The organism is Neobacillus ginsengisoli (assembly GCF_030813055.1).
Map to the genome: position 1 here is coordinate 142,080 of NZ_JAUSTW010000007.1, position 15,432 is coordinate 157,511.

The window sequence follows — 15,432 nt, forward strand, 5'->3', positions numbered from 1 at the left end:
ATTTCATTTTTTCACTATTGTTTCACTTGTTTCGCTGCATCCTGAACATTCTTCATAACTTGTTCCGGTGTCATGCCACCGCCAAGCATTGTTTGAATTCCATCGCCATAAGGTTTAAACACTCGTGTGTCCAGCGCACTATCTGTCCAGATTAACATATCTTTTGAATCTTTAATTAACTGCATTGCTTTTACTTCATGATCCGTTGCAGTATTTGCATTCACCGCTCCATCAACCGTACTTGCTAAACCGGTATCCTTGATTAATTTCTCACCATTTATTTTAGAAGTCATAAACTTCAAGAACTCCACTGCTTCTTTAGGGTGGGCGGATTTCTTGTCAACCATAAATCCTTCAGGTGCACCGATTAAACCTTCCTGATCACCTTTAGCTCCATCAATGGTCGGTACTTTAAATGTATCCCATTTAAACGTTGCGTCTTTCATAAAAGTAATTTCCATTGTTTCAAGGAAAGTTATTGCTGCTTTTCCACCAAGGAATAGGTTTCTCGCTTCATCATGCGCAATCGCATTTGGATTATCATTAAAGTAAGGTCTTAATTCATTCAACTTCTTTAATGCCTCAACATATCCAGAGTCGGAAAACTGTGCTCCCTGATAGCTTAAATCTTTAGCTAAAACTTCCTTCGGTACCATTCTCTGATTCAATGCAGTTACATAGTGAGCAGCTGCCCAAGGCGCTTTATTCCCTAAAATAATAGGAGTCGTTCCACTCTTTTTAATTGTTGCAAGTACGTTAAGAAACTCATCCCATGTTGTTGGTACTTTTAAATTTAACTTATCAAAGATATCTTTGTTGTAGAAAAACAACTTACTGTCCGTAAAAAGTGGAACTCCGTAGACTTTGCCGTCGTTACTAAATTGATTCACCTGTGATTTGATTAATTGGCCGGACCAATTAGGGTCAGCCTGGAAGTATTTAGTAAGATCTAACGCTACACCATCTCTAATAAACTTTTGACCATATTCTCCGACCCAGCTAAAGAAAACATCCGGTGGAGTAGCACTGCCAAGAAGAACATTAGCTTTTTGTTTATAATCATCGTTTAACGCTGTAACCTCTTGGATATTAATGTTAGGGTGTTGCTTTTCAAAATCTGCAATTACACTTTTAAAATAAGACTTATATGGCTCATTTGGCCAACGGTAAAAAAATGTAAGATTTATCTTTCCGTTTTCTGATTTTGAATTTGTGCTCTGTGAAGAACATCCGGCTAATAATAATGATATTACCAAAAAGATTCCAACTGCAACATTAAGCCAACGTTTCATACACATACCTCCAACTTAATTTTTAAATAACAGAATCCCTTTTAAACCGCTTTCATTCTAAAATATGAGTCTCGGAAACCCCTATGCAGCCTTCCCCCTATCATCTATTCTGCTATTTGTAATTACTTGTTGTATTATAATATATTATTACATGTTATAACGTTTGCCGTCAATATCAAAATAGGGTGAACTTTCAAACAATTTAATATAAATTTTAAGAGTGTTTTTTTTCTAGCATTTATCTTTACTTTTTTGCAGATCAAATAGAAGTTCAGTATATCAAAATAGTTCTTTATAAGATATAAATACCACAATTTCAATATATTTAATAGTGATAACATTATTATTATTATAACTTTTCACACATTTTGAAAATCAAGGTACTTTTAAAAAAATACAAAAAACCCCTCCCGGCCCAAAGGCCAAGAGGGGTTTAACATATATATTATCTTTTTCCTTCCGATACGGCGAGGCGATTGATTGCACGTTGCAGGGCAAGCTCAGCACGTTTGAAATCGATGTGTTCCTGTTGCTGGCCTTGAAGGCGCTGTTCGGCGCGTTCCCTCGCTCTTTGAGCACGTTCAACGTTAATATTGGATGCAAGTTCAGCTGTTTGGGCTAAAACTGTTACCTGATCGGGACGGACCTCTAAAAAGCCGCCGCTAACCGCGATATGCTCAGTTTTTCCATCCTTTTTCAAACGAACGCCGCCAATTACGAGCGGAGCAACCAACGGAATGTGACCCGGCAAAATTCCCAGATCACCGCTTTGTGCCTTCGTACTAACCATTTCCACATCTGATTCATACACCGGGCCATCGGGAGTAACAACACTGACTTTAATCGTCTTCATTTTTTACCCTCCTGGCAGGTTTTAGACCTCTACACCCATGCGTTTTGCATTCTCAACGACTTCTTCGATTCGTCCAACAAGACGGAATGCATCTTCCGGAAGATGGTCATACTTACCATCAAGGATTTCCTTGAAACCTTTAACAGTTTCTTTAACAGGCACATAAGAGCCCGGCTGACCGGTAAACTGTTCAGCAACGTGGAAGTTTTGTGATAAATAGAATTGGATACGGCGCGCACGAAGTACGACTAACTTATCATCATCAGAAAGTTCATCCATACCAAGGATTGCGATGATATCCTGTAATTCACGGTAACGTTGCAGGGTTTGTTGAACTTTACGGGCTACTGAGTAGTGCTCTTCGCCGACAATTTCAGGTGACAACGCACGCGAAGTTGAAGCAAGCGGATCCACCGCAGGGTAGATACCCATCTCAGAAAGCTTACGTTCAAGGTTTGTTGTTGCATCTAAGTGAGCGAAAGTAGTAGCCGGAGCCGGGTCCGTATAGTCATCGGCTGGTACATAAATCGCTTGGATAGAAGTAACAGAACCTACGTTAGTAGATGTGATACGCTCTTGTAATTTACCCATTTCTGTTGCAAGAGTCGGCTGGTAACCTACCGCTGAAGGCATACGGCCTAATAGCGCGGAAACCTCAGAACCGGCTTGCGTGAAACGGAAGATGTTATCCATGAAGAAAAGAACGTCCTGTCCTTGCTCATCACGGAAATATTCAGCCATAGTCAAACCGGTTAAAGCAACGCGCATACGTGCTCCTGGCGGCTCGTTCATTTGTCCGAATACCATTGCCGTTTTCTTGATAACGCCTGAATCCGTCATTTCATGATAAAGGTCATTACCTTCACGAGTACGCTCACCGACACCGGCGAATACCGAAATACCGCCGTGCTCTTGAGCGATGTTATTGATCAATTCCTGGATTAATACCGTTTTACCAACACCGGCACCACCGAATAGACCGATTTTACCACCCTTAATATATGGAGCAAGAAGGTCTACTACCTTAATACCCGTTTCAAGAATTTCTACCTCAGTAGAAAGATTTTCAAACGTTGGCGCTTCGCGGTGAATCGAATCACGACGAGCCTCCGCAGGAATCTCAGCATTCAAATCGATGACTTCACCCAAAACGTTAAATACACGTCCAAGGGTTACATCCCCAACCGGAACCGAAATCGCTTTACCTGTATCCACAACTTCCAAACCGCGAGTTAACCCGTCAGTGGAAGACATCGCAATCGTACGAACTGTATCATCACCTAAATGAAGCGCTACTTCAAGGGTTAAGTTGATGGATTCAGTACTAATTCTCAATGCGTTATAGATCTCAGGAAGTTTGCCGTTTTCGAATTTAACGTCAACAACCGGACCCATAATCTGAACAACGCGTCCAATGTTCATCTTTTTCCCTCCTCACTTACTCCTTTGGATTCAAACCCCTTTTTTTAAAAGGAACCTTTTGAATCGCACTTTACTCATATCCGTCCATATACATATTTTGAGATGAGCCACTCATTACCAAATGCTAAACCTATCAGAAACCCTACACAGGGTTCATTTTTTAAAAAATATCCTATTCTAACGCTGCGGCGCCGCCGACGATTTCCGCAATTTCTTGTGTGATCGCTGCTTGACGGGCACGGTTGTAGATTAGTGAATAGTTTTTGATCATTTCTTTTGCATTATCGGTTGCGTTTCTCATTGCCGTCATTCGGGCTGCGTGCTCGCTCGCTTTGCTGTCTAATAGAGCGCCAAAAATTAAGCTCTCAGCATATTGAGGCAGGAGAACTTCTAATATTTCTTCTGCAGACGGTTCAAATTCATAAGAAGTTAGCTTTCCGGAAGGTGTAATATCCGTTAGAGGCAACAGCTTCTTTTCGGTTACTTCTTGTGAAATTGCACTTATATAATGATTGTAATAAACGTATAGTTCATCGAATGTACCATCAGCAAACATGCCTACGGTACTGCTGGTCATATCTTTAATGTCAGCGAAAGATGGTTGGTCTGAGACACCAATAATCTCGAGTGCAACATTTATGCCTCGTTTGACAAAAAAGTCCCGCACTACTCTTCCGATCGCAATAATGGCAAACTCATCATTTGACTTATGACGTTCTTGGATGGCTTGGTATACGCGGCGAAGCACGTTACTGTTAAAGGCGCCGGCAAGTCCGCGGTCAGATGCCATGACGATATAACCGGTTTTCTTTACAGGACGAGCTTGAAGCATTGGATGGTTGATACCCTTGCTGCCGATTGCAATCGCAGCGGTCACTTCCTGGATTTTTTCCATGTAAGGAACAAATGCTTTCGCATTCATCACTCCACGGTTCCATTTAGCGGCAGAAGTCATTTCCATTGCTTTTGTAATTTGACTCATCTTTTTCGTTGCATTAATACTATTTTTTATATCGCGTAATGATGCCATAGGTTCTCACCACCCTCATTCAAAGAATGTTTGGCTTAAAAGCACCGACTGGCGGTGCTTTTGCCGTTCCATTGTCAGACCCTACTTATTCGGAAACTGCGAACGTCTTTTTGAAGGCGTTGATTGCAGAAGCCATATCGTCATCAGAAGGAAGATCCTTCGTTTTGGTAATATGGTCTAACAACTCTTTGCGGTTGTGGTCTAACCAATTATGGAATTCAGATTCAAAACGACGAACATCCTGCAATGGAATGTCATCAAGGAATCCGCGTGTTAATGCATATAGAATCGCTACTTGTTTTTCAACAGAAAGCGGCTTGTTTAAATCTTGTTTTAAAACCTCAACGGTACGTGCACCGCGATTAAGCTTTGCTTGTGTCGCTTTATCAAGGTCTGAACCGAACTGAGCGAATGCTTCTAATTCACGGTAGGATGCAAGGTCAAGACGCAGTGTACCGGCAACTTTTTTCATTGCTTTGATTTGCGCGGAACCACCTACACGTGAAACGGAAAGACCTGCGTTGATCGCCGGACGAACACCGGAGAAAAATAGGTCTGATTGTAAGAAAATTTGTCCATCTGTGATGGAGATAACGTTTGTCGGAATATAAGCAGATACGTCCCCTGCTTGTGTTTCGATAAATGGCAATGCAGTGATCGAACCGGCGCCTAGGGCATCGCTCAATTTCGCTGCACGTTCCAGTAAACGGCTATGCAAGTAGAATACATCCCCAGGATAGGCTTCACGGCCCGGAGGACGGCGAAGTAACAAGGAAAGCTCACGGTATGCAGCCGCTTGCTTAGACAAGTCATCATATACGATTAATACGTGTTTGCCTGCATACATAAATTCTTCAGCCATTGCAACGCCGGCATATGGAGCTAGGAATAGCATTGGAGCCGGTTGTGAAGCAGATGCTGAAACGACGATTGAGTATTCTAATGCGCCATTTTTACGAAGCGTTTCAACCGCACCGCGTACAGTTGATTCTTTTTGTCCGATGGCAACATAGATACAAATCATGTTTTGACCTTTTTGGTTCAAGATTGTATCGATTGCAACAGATGTTTTACCTGTTTGACGGTCACCGATGATTAACTCACGTTGTCCGCGGCCGATCGGTACAAGCGCGTCAATCGCTTTAATACCTGTTTGTAACGGCTCATGAACGGATTTACGAGCCATAACGCCTGAAGCAACCGCTTCAATAGGGCGTGTTTTAGTTGTATTGATTGGACCCATACCATCGATTGGCTGTCCTAACGAGTTCACAACACGTCCGATAAGTTCCTCACCAACCGGAACCTCCATGATGCGGCCTGTACGGCGTACTTCGTCACCTTCACGGATTTCTGTGAAAGGTCCTAAAATGATAATACCGACGTTATTTTCTTCAAGGTTTTGTGCCATACCCATAACGCCATTTGAAAATTCAACCAGTTCTCCGGCCATGACATTGTCGAGGCCATGAACACGTGCGATACCGTCACCGACTGAGATAACAGTACCTACATCAGTCACTTGAATTTCTGCCTGATAGTTTTCAATCTGCTTCTTAATCAGGGCACTAATTTCTTCAGCTTTGATGCTCATGAGTTTCACCCCTATCTTCGAATCTTAGCTTAATAATTTACGTTCTAAACGATCGAGCTTGCCGCGCAAGGACCCGTCATATATACGGTTTCCGATTCGGAGCTTAATGCCGCCGAGCAAATCGGAATCAACGATATTTTCAATTTTTAGTGATTTCTTGCCGATTTTTGCTGCAAACACGGAGGATATTCCTTCACGTTCCGCATCTGAAAGCGGGCGGATGCTGTACACTTTTGCTTCAGCAATTCCCATTTCTTCATTAGCAAGTTCAATAAATTGGTTTGCCACTTCAACTAATTCTTCTTCACGGTGGCGGTCAATCAAAATCATCAATGTATTAAGAACATATACATTTACAGATGCAAAAGCTTCTTTTAAAATCTCTTTCTTCTTTTCATTCGTAAGCTTTGTAGACTTTAGAACAGCTTTTAAATCGGTATTGTATTGTAAAACTTCCTTCACTACACGAAGTTCTTCTTCCACTGTACCAAGAAGCTGTTGTTCTTTCGCAATTTGAAAAAGAGCCAACGCGTAGCGTTTTGCTACCATGGAGTTGCTCATCGCTCTTCTCCTGCCTCTTGGATATATTCGTTAATAAGCTTGTCTTGATCAGCTGCACTCAATTCTTTTTCAATAACCTTTGAGGCAATTAGGACTGATAACGACGCAACTTGTTCGCGAATTGCGGCAACCGCTTTTTCTTTCTGCTGCTCAATTTCCAATTTCGCTGCTTCTTTAATGCGTTCAGCTTCTGTACGGGCTGTTGCAATGATTTCTTCACGCTGCACATCGCCTTGTTTCTTGGCACTTTCAATTAAGCCTTGAGCGTCTGTACGAGCTTCTTTTAAAAGACTTCTTTGCTCTTCTAAAAGTTTTTTAGCTTCTAAACGGCTTTCTTCCGCCGCATTAATTTCACTGACAATATGCTCTTCACGTTGTTTCATGATGCCCATTAACGGACCCCATGCAAACTTTTTAAGCAAAGCTAACAATATGATAAACATTAAAAGCTGGAAAATTACATCCCCAGTATTAAAATGGGCTTTCTCTACTGCACCCAAAACTAAACTGCTTGTAAACACTCGGATTTCACTCCTTTCAGAAGTCGCTTAAGCGTCGGTAAGACATAAATGAATGGCGAAGGTTTTAAACACGCCTCTTCGCCACTTCGTTTTTTCGCTAATTTTATCGTCCTAAAACCATGAACGCGATAACTACGCCGATGATCGGTAATGCTTCAACTAACGCAACCCCGATAAACATTGTTGTTTGAAGTAATCCGCGAGCTTCCGGTTGGCGGGCAATTCCTTCAACTGTACGTCCTACGATAAGACCGTTACCGATACCTGCGCCTACTGCTGCTAAACCGATTGCAATTGCTGCTGCTATAAGATTCATTATTTTGTTCCTCCTTGAAATTGTATGAATAAATCATTGTTTATTTTTTGTTGCATAAATATATTAATGGTCATGGCCGACTTTATGCGACATATAAACCATTGTTAACATGGTAAAGATATAAGCTTGGATAGTACCGACGAAAACGGAGAAACCTTGCCAAACAAGTGTTAGCGGCACTGCTGCTATCGTGCCCACTATTCCTGACGTTGCCAATCCTCCCGCCAATAGCGAAAGAAGCAATTCACCGGCGTAAATGTTCCCGTAAAGCCGCAGGCCAAGAGTCAGTGTATTGGCAAACTCTTCAATAATTTTTAACGGGAATAAGAATCCCATCGGACTGAAAAAGCCTTTTCCATATCCTTTGAATCCTTTTAGCTTTACGCCATAGAAATGGGAAAGCCCTACAACCATTACAGCTAATGTTAACGTAATAATCGGATCGGCCGTCGGTGATTTCCACCAGAGCTTTTCGTCAATTACGACTGCAAATGGAAGGCCTAACATATTGGATACAAAAATGTACATGATGATTGTAATACCAAGAATATGAAATCTTCCTCCATCTTTCCAATCCATTGTACTATTGATGATCCCTTTAACAAAGTCCATCACCCATTCAAAAAAGTTTTGCATCCCTGTGGGTTTCATAGCAAGCTTGCGGGTGGAAAGAATGGCAATGATAAAAACAATAGCACTTGCAACTGTAATCATCAGGATGTTGGCCAGATTAAACCAAAGACCCAAAAATTCTACCTCAGGAGCTCCATGATGCATGTAAACTCACCTCGCTTCCCATTCATTTATGAACATGCAATGCATGATAAAAATAATCTATCATAATGACAATATAGGATGTCATTAGTCCCAAAACAACGTAAATAATTTGGAAATATTGCGGGTATCTTAATGCGATAATTACAGCAATCGCTGCGGTTGCCATCCTTTGGAGCGATCCGAGTGACCGAACCTTTTTCCCTTTGGCAATCGCTTTGTCAAAGCTTTCTGTCTTTCTTACCAGCATCCATAGATTCAGGAAGCTAAAGCAAGTTCCGAGAATCAATCCTAAAAAGATTGTCTTGTAAGAAGTGAATCCCCAGCCAAGAACATAAAACGACAACAAGTAAAAGATCCATTTCCGCTGCCTGTTGTACATCACTCTAAATTCCGGCATAGTTATCTAATCTCCTGAATAGAAATGGCGGATTGATAGAAGCATGGAATAGGTCCCTGCCGCTAATCCGATTAGCAATCCGATTATTAAGAAAATTGGCTCGGTACCCCAATGTCGATCCAGCCATCTGCCTAAAAAAACACCTATAAGAATGGAACCGACTAACTGGGAGACAATTGCGGACATCAAAGCCATTGCTTTAAATGGGTTGCGGTTTTTTTGATGCATATTATCGCATCCTCACTATAAGAGAATGAGAGCCGGGCAAGTGGTAAATGATATAGTAGATTAACACTGTGTTAATACAACAAACCTATGTGAAAACCCTATCATTTTATACCCTTTGTTAGCATACAATAGGGACTTGTCAATGTCAATGCATTTACGTGAAATATTCCACAAACAATTCCCAGTTTTTCATTATATCGGTATAGTATTTTTCATGGCTTTTCAAGCCTCGTTTGCACTGCATTTTCCCCCTTTGCCGCTCCATCATAATACCAATATATGAAAAGGCTTTCACTGGAAAATATCTGTCCCTCCGAGCACCCCTCAATCAGCTAAGTAATAGAAAAAGGGCGGCCGTTCCGCCCTTTTTACTCCGTCTTTTTCACAATCGTTATCATCGTTTCAATAAAGTCCTCCTGATTGGCCTTTTTGGCGAACACTTTCGCCAGATAGGTTCCTTCGGCAGGAAGCTGCTCTACAGGGATATCCTTCTTAATCAGCCCCTTCTTCAGATTCCGTCCCGTATCTAAAAATCCGACAAAGCGGTAATCCCCGGGGTTAAATAAAGCAATTCCAAATTCCTCGGCACCGCCCGGCAAATATACCTCATAGTGATATTGGTCCGGCTTATCCCCTTCACCGAAGTCAAAGCCCATTACCCGCGGGTAATCCGGCTCCTCGAGCACATAAATGTACGGGATGCGGATTTCATTGGCGCCCGCATGCAAACTCAGATAACCGTCCTGTATTTTCCCTTTAAAAACCATCGGCTCAACTTTGAGCTCAATGGTAATATCACGAGCTTGTTTTGGCGCTAACGTAAACATCAGCGGGAATCTCCACTCAAGTCCGTCGACATGCTCAGGAACAGCAAACGAATACCTGAGCTGTTGGTTAGACACATTACCAACATGCAAATTAACTTTGTGCACCGCCCGCTGATCACCAAAAGCAAATTTGCCGAACTTAATCGAACTCGGAGTTACGAGCGATTCCGCTTTGACGGCATCGTCCACCTGGAGTCTTCCCGCCCCTTGTTCATAGGTCCGGTAGTAGATTGGAACCTGCCCCGGTACCCCGGTGTTTTTCACCAGCGGCTTTGCCGTATTCATCAGCGCCGCCTTGATTTCGGCCGGCGTCCAATCTGGATGGGCCTGTTTAATTAATGCGCAGGCTCCTGCAACATGCGGTGCGGCCATGCTTGTTCCTTGCAGCGAAAGATATCCGCCGGGGACCGTCGAGTTAATCGCTACTCCCGGCGCGACAATGTCCGGCTTGATCTCCCACGTCCCCGTCACTGGCCCCCGGGAACTAAACTCGGCCAGCCGATCTTTTTCTTCTATTATATTTAACCTAGCCGAGAGACGTTTGTTTTTCATTTCTTTTGATAAAATATCTCCGTCATGCTTTGAGAGCGAACCCACGGGTATGCTACTCGGAGTTTCCAAATTCCCAATAAAGCTCCCGCTCATATTATTATAAATGATGACCGCTTTTGCCCCCGCAGCAATCGCATTTTGAGCCTTAGCGGTAAACGTTAATCGCCCCCGCTTGATGAGCACCATTTTGCCCTGAACATTTTTCAACTCCTCTTTCATTCCGATGCCGCCATCGACGATTTCAACGGAGCGGTCCAGCGCCCATTTTTCCGAGCCCTCCATCGGTTGAAGCTTAAATCTATCCCGCATTCCTTCTATTAATAAATAGGGTATCTCCATTGTCGGTGTCGAGGCCCCGACAGAGATGGCCTTAGAGGCTGTACCCGGTGAGCCAACCGTCCAGACATTCGGCCCGGAATTGCCCGATGCCGCTACAGCCGTGATGCCTTTGTCGACCGCGCGGTTCAACGCAAGGCTAATCGGCAGGTCAGGTCCGTTAATATCATTTCCAAGTGAGAGATTGACGATGTCCACTTTATCTTTTATCGCCTGCTCAATCGCCGCCAGCACCTGCTCTGTTGTTCCGCCGCCGCCGGGACCGAGGGCACGGTAGGCAATAATCTTCGCTTCCGGGGCGACGCCTTGTATTTTCCCGTTGCCCGCAATAATCCCCGCCACATGGGTGCCATGCAGGGTTGCTTTTCCGATGGCGCGCGTTTCCATCGGGTCATTATCACCATCGACCAGGTCATGGCCGCCCGCATAGTTCCGTCTTAAATCGGGATGAGTATAGTCCACCCCCGTATCGATGACGCCGACCGTCACTCCTTTTCCTGTCAGCCGCTCATTCTTTTTGTCAAAAAGCTTCCGGACCTCTTCCCCGCCAATAATTTTTACCCCTTCTTCCGTTTCCGCCCTATATTCGGCAACTGGAGAAATCGTCAAAATTTGTTTGTGGTGCAGCGCGAGTCTGGCGATCGAGTCCTGCGTTCCTTTAACCGAAAAGCCGTAAATCGCTTCTTGGAAAATGTGGCGCAGTTGGATGTCTTTATAGGGTGCTAAAAACTGTCTGATTTCCTGTTCTGATTTCGGGTTGTCGAGTACAACAATTGCAATTGTTTCCTGTACGTCTTTTGGAATGGGCGGGGGTGTTAGTGTGTGGGCATAGGTTGGTGATTGGACGGAAAGGACTAGTACGAATAGAAGCAGGATTAGGTTTTTCATGTGGTAAATTCCCCTTTTTGGATATCGTTTTCATCTACCGGGGAAAGTATGCAGTTTTTGGGCGATTAAATGTTTGGATAAAATTGTTGCTTTCAATAGCCTGGGAAATTGTGATTTTTGCTGAATTCATGGAATCAAAGCAAAAGTTTGCGGAATTCACGCCTCAAATCAAAAAAAGCCAAGCGGACCTGGTCCACTCGGCAAATTTTTTATTTTGTTCCAAACAACCTGTCGCCGGCATCGCCTAAGCCAGGTACGATGTAGCCGTGGTCATTTAGTTTCTCATCTAGTGCTGCGATGTAGATGTCGACATCAGGGTGTTCGGTTTTGACTGCTTCTACCCCTTCAGGTGCAGCGATTAAGCACATAAATTTGATGCTTTTGGCGCCGCGCTTTTTCAACGAGCGGATTGCTTCGTTTGCCGAACCGCCTGTCGCCAGCATTGGATCAACGACGATGAAATCGCGCTCTTCAATGTCGCTAGGGAGCTTCACATAGTATTCGACCGGCTTTAGGGTTTCCGGGTCACGGTATAAACCGATGTGGCCTACTTTGGCGGCAGGAATTAATTTTAACATCCCGTCGACCATGCCAATACCGGCGCGCAAAATAGGCACTAATCCTACTTTTTTTCCGGAGAGAACTTTGGATTTTGTTGTACATACAGGTGTTTCGATTTCTATATCCTCAAGCGGCATATCCCGTGTGATTTCAAAAGCCATTAATGTTGCTACTTCGTCTACCAGTTCGCGGAAATCCTTTGTTCCTGTGTTTTTATCACGTATGTAAGTAAGTTTATGCTGAATAAGCGGGTGGTCGAAAACGTATACCTTTGCCACAATTATCGCCCCTTCTTTTATTAAATTGAAACACTTCGTCTAATTTTACAGAAAAAAGAGGCAATGAGCAACTACGACTCCAATCTCGATAACTAGTAAAAATTTTTTGAAAATAGCACGCAAAAAAATCGGCCTTCTTTTATCAAGAGGCCGATTTCAGAGAGATTAATATTCAGGATAAAGCGTAAATTTGTTTGTTAACGCTTCGACGCGTTCGCTTGCTTCCTTAAGCTTTGCTTCATCTTCATGATTTTTTAATGTAAAAGCGATGATGGAGGCGATTTCGTCCATGTCCTCCAAACCGAAGCCGCGGCTTGTTACAGCAGCTGTTCCGATACGGATACCGCTTGTTACGAATGGGCTTTGCGGATCAAACGGGATCGTGTTTTTATTAACCGTAATCCCAATCTCATCAAGAACCTTTTCAGCTACTTTACCCGTTAAGCCGAGGTTTTGTACATCCACTAACAATAGGTGGTTGTCAGTTCCGCCGGATACAAGATTAATTCCTTCGTTTTGAAGTGCTTCGGCAAGACGTTTTGCATTGCTAACAATGTTTCCTGCATATTCTTTAAAGCTGTCCTGAAGTGCTTCGCCAAAAGCAACGGCTTTCGCTGCAATAACGTGCATCAGCGGACCGCCTTGAATCCCAGGGAAAATTGATTTGTCAATTTTCTTTCCAAACTCTTCACGGCATAGGATCATCCCGCCGCGAGGGCCGCGCAATGTTTTATGTGTAGTTGTCGTCACAAAATCTGCATACGGCACCGGATTTTGGTGCAAGCCTGCAGCAACGAGACCGGCAATGTGTGCCATATCGACCATGAGGTAAGCGCCTACTTCATCAGCGATTTCGCGGAATTTTTTAAAATCAATTTCGCGCGGGTACGCACTTGCACCGGCAACAATTAGCTTTGGCTTATGCTCAAGAGCTTTTGCACGAACATCATCATAGTTAATACGTTGAGTGGTTTCATCCACACCGTATTCAACAAATTTATATTGAATACCGCTAAAGTTTACAGGGCTGCCGTGTGTTAAGTGGCCGCCGTGAGATAAATTCATACCAAGCACTGTGTCACCATGTTCAAGAATGGTGAAGTAAACAGCCATATTGGCTTGTGCTCCGGAGTGCGGCTGAACGTTGATATATTCCGCACCGAAAATCTTTTTCGCACGGTCGCGAGCCAAGTCTTCCACAACGTCTACGTATTCGCAGCCGCCATAATAACGGCGTCCCGGATACCCTTCCGCATACTTATTTGTTAAAACGGATCCTTGAGCTTCCATTACTGCTTCACTGACAAAGTTTTCTGAGGCAATTAGTTCAATTTTTCCGCGTTGACGGCCTAATTCCTGTTGAATTGCTTGAAATACCTGCTCATCCTGCTGTGACAAATGCTTCATGTTTATCCTCCTCTGGCTTGTATATATCGAAAGACACATTATTTCGAAAAATTCATTTTCATTTTAGCACGAATCTTACTTAAATTGAAAGAGAAAGATTTTTCGGATTTACCGCGATTAACAACAGCAATTACCACGATATTAAGCAAATGGACCAATTTTTCACGAATGAATCCGCTATCACTGGCTTAAACTTTCGTGTTTTTTATTTTAAAGAGGCGGGAATTATCCCGCCGCTTTGCTGCATTAATGTAACAATCACGCCTAGCTGCAGCTTGAATTTGCCTCATTTCGTTCGTAGACAGCTCTCACGCCGCCGATTAATTTCGGCCTGGTATTGGCCAAGGTGACATGAGCATGTCCGATGCTTTTTTGCTTAACGCGAACCGGAACAGCCACATGTTTTAGATGCATGCCCATTAGCGTGTTGCCAATATCGATCCCCGCATCCGCCTTCACAAACTCAACAACAACGGCAGCTTCCATTTCACCGAAGGCATAGGTGGCCATCGCCCCGCCCGCTGTCCGAACCGGAACGACCGAAACCTCATCCAAGCCCCTGCGCTCAGCGACAGCACTCTCCACCACAAGTGCCCGATTTAAATGCTCGCAGCATTGGAACGCCAGCTCGATACCTGTTTCGCTTTGAAGCTTTTTCAGCCCGCGGAAAATCATTTCCGCCACATCAAGCGTACCCGCTGTGCCAATTCGCTCGCCGATGACCTCGCTTGTGCTGCAGCCGACGACCAACAGCTGCCCGGGCTTGAACGAAACCTGTTCTTTATACTCTGCCAGAATCGCATTCAGTTCATTTTCCCATTCGTGAATCATAAGCTTCTTCCCTTTCAGAGGTGCTTATTTTCGTATTCCGTAATTTTCCCTATACGAGTCGCATGACGGCCGCCTTCATACTCACCTGTCAGCCAAAGCTGTGCAATATCCCGGGCTAAACCCGGTCCGATTACCCGTTCACCCATCGCCAGCATATTGCTGTCATTATGGGCACGCGTTGCTTTTGCACTAAACGTATCATGCACTAGTGCACAGCGAATTCCTTTGACCTTGTTTGCCGAAATACTCATGCCGATGCCCGTGCCGCAAATTAAAATCCCGCGGTCAAACTCGCCGCTCGCCACTTTTTCCGCAACCGGCAGAGCATAATCGGGATAATCCACCGAAGTGCTGCAATCACAGCCGAAATCCACATATTCAATACCTAATTCATCCAGTAAATTGGCGATTTCTTTTCTAATATTGACCCCGCCATGATCCGATGCCAATGCTACTTTCATGTCAAAACCCTCCTAAAACAAATCAAGACTCATGCTTTTAATTTTGACACACTGCTCCAAAAATATAAAGCGCGAACAAAAATAAAATGCTCCCTTTTCAAAGAGAGCCTCAGGCTGTCGAAAAACCCTCGGAAGCCTCTTATTTTATTCATTTACTTCAATAATTCACCGCGTTAATTTGTTATAATATTATTGATATATAGGCTTTTCAACAGGCCCATTTGCAGGGACAATCAATAAATTTGGTATGATTCTGACAAAATAAAAAATTGCCGAGAAAAATACCCTTTCCCGACAATC

The 15,432-nt window shown here is 43.6% G+C and carries 16 protein-coding genes; all 16 read right to left on the reverse strand.

Annotated elements, in window-relative coordinates; translation table 11 throughout:
- Positions 1-14: 14 nt before the first annotated feature.
- Positions 15-1,292 carry an ABC transporter substrate-binding protein gene (locus J2S10_RS20020; RefSeq protein WP_307411374.1) on the reverse strand — a complete coding sequence of 426 codons (1,278 nt, stop codon included), beginning with the start codon at positions 1,290-1,292 and terminating at the stop codon, positions 15-17.
- 445 nt (positions 1,293-1,737) lie between these two features.
- Positions 1,738-2,145, reverse strand: coding sequence for a F0F1 ATP synthase subunit epsilon (locus J2S10_RS20025; RefSeq protein WP_307411378.1), 408 nt, complete (start codon positions 2,143-2,145; stop codon positions 1,738-1,740).
- 21 nt (positions 2,146-2,166) lie between these two features.
- Positions 2,167-3,567: a F0F1 ATP synthase subunit beta gene (atpD, locus tag J2S10_RS20030; RefSeq protein ID WP_307411380.1), complete on the reverse strand. Its 1,401-nt coding sequence runs from the start codon at positions 3,565-3,567 to the stop codon at positions 2,167-2,169.
- A 172-nt stretch (positions 3,568-3,739) separates the two neighbouring features.
- Positions 3,740-4,597, reverse strand: coding sequence for an ATP synthase F1 subunit gamma (atpG, locus tag J2S10_RS20035; RefSeq protein WP_307411383.1), 858 nt, complete (start codon positions 4,595-4,597; stop codon positions 3,740-3,742).
- 85 nt (positions 4,598-4,682) lie between these two features.
- Entirely contained in the window at positions 4,683-6,191 is a 1,509-nt protein-coding gene (gene atpA / locus J2S10_RS20040; protein WP_307411386.1) for a F0F1 ATP synthase subunit alpha, read from the reverse strand.
- 24 nt (positions 6,192-6,215) lie between these two features.
- Complete coding sequence (locus J2S10_RS20045) at positions 6,216-6,752, reverse strand: F0F1 ATP synthase subunit delta (RefSeq protein ID WP_307411390.1); 537 nt, start codon at positions 6,750-6,752, stop codon at positions 6,216-6,218.
- Positions 6,749-7,273, reverse strand: coding sequence for a F0F1 ATP synthase subunit B (locus J2S10_RS20050; protein WP_307411393.1), 525 nt, complete (start codon positions 7,271-7,273; stop codon positions 6,749-6,751). Before J2S10_RS20050 ends, J2S10_RS20045 begins: the two co-directional genes overlap by 4 nt.
- A 103-nt stretch (positions 7,274-7,376) precedes the next feature.
- Positions 7,377-7,589, reverse strand: coding sequence for a F0F1 ATP synthase subunit C (gene atpE, locus J2S10_RS20055; RefSeq protein WP_026572680.1), 213 nt, complete (start codon positions 7,587-7,589; stop codon positions 7,377-7,379).
- A 63-nt stretch (positions 7,590-7,652) separates the two neighbouring features.
- On the reverse strand, positions 7,653-8,366 hold the full coding sequence (gene atpB / locus J2S10_RS20060; protein ID WP_307411398.1) for a F0F1 ATP synthase subunit A: 714 nt from the start codon (positions 8,364-8,366) through the stop codon (positions 7,653-7,655).
- A gap of 22 nt (positions 8,367-8,388) precedes the next feature.
- Positions 8,389-8,763, reverse strand: a complete 375-nt coding sequence (locus J2S10_RS20065; RefSeq protein WP_307411401.1) for an ATP synthase subunit I — start codon at positions 8,761-8,763, stop codon at positions 8,389-8,391.
- A gap of 6 nt (positions 8,764-8,769) precedes the next feature.
- Positions 8,770-8,991: an AtpZ/AtpI family protein gene (locus J2S10_RS20070; RefSeq protein ID WP_307411404.1), complete on the reverse strand. Its 222-nt coding sequence runs from the start codon at positions 8,989-8,991 to the stop codon at positions 8,770-8,772.
- A 368-nt stretch (positions 8,992-9,359) separates the two neighbouring features.
- Positions 9,360-11,594, reverse strand: coding sequence for a S8 family serine peptidase (locus J2S10_RS20075; RefSeq protein WP_307411407.1), 2,235 nt, complete (start codon positions 11,592-11,594; stop codon positions 9,360-9,362).
- 209 nt (positions 11,595-11,803) lie between these two features.
- Entirely contained in the window at positions 11,804-12,433 is a 630-nt protein-coding gene (gene upp / locus J2S10_RS20080; protein WP_307411410.1) for a uracil phosphoribosyltransferase, read from the reverse strand.
- Between the two features lie 165 nt (positions 12,434-12,598).
- Complete coding sequence (glyA, locus tag J2S10_RS20085) at positions 12,599-13,840, reverse strand: serine hydroxymethyltransferase (RefSeq protein WP_307411413.1); 1,242 nt, start codon at positions 13,838-13,840, stop codon at positions 12,599-12,601.
- A gap of 264 nt (positions 13,841-14,104) precedes the next feature.
- Positions 14,105-14,671, reverse strand: a complete 567-nt coding sequence (locus tag J2S10_RS20090; RefSeq protein WP_307411416.1) for a TIGR01440 family protein — start codon at positions 14,669-14,671, stop codon at positions 14,105-14,107.
- A 14-nt stretch (positions 14,672-14,685) separates the two neighbouring features.
- Positions 14,686-15,132: a ribose 5-phosphate isomerase B gene (rpiB, locus tag J2S10_RS20095; RefSeq protein ID WP_307411419.1), complete on the reverse strand. Its 447-nt coding sequence runs from the start codon at positions 15,130-15,132 to the stop codon at positions 14,686-14,688.
- Positions 15,133-15,432: the final 300 nt, after the last annotated feature.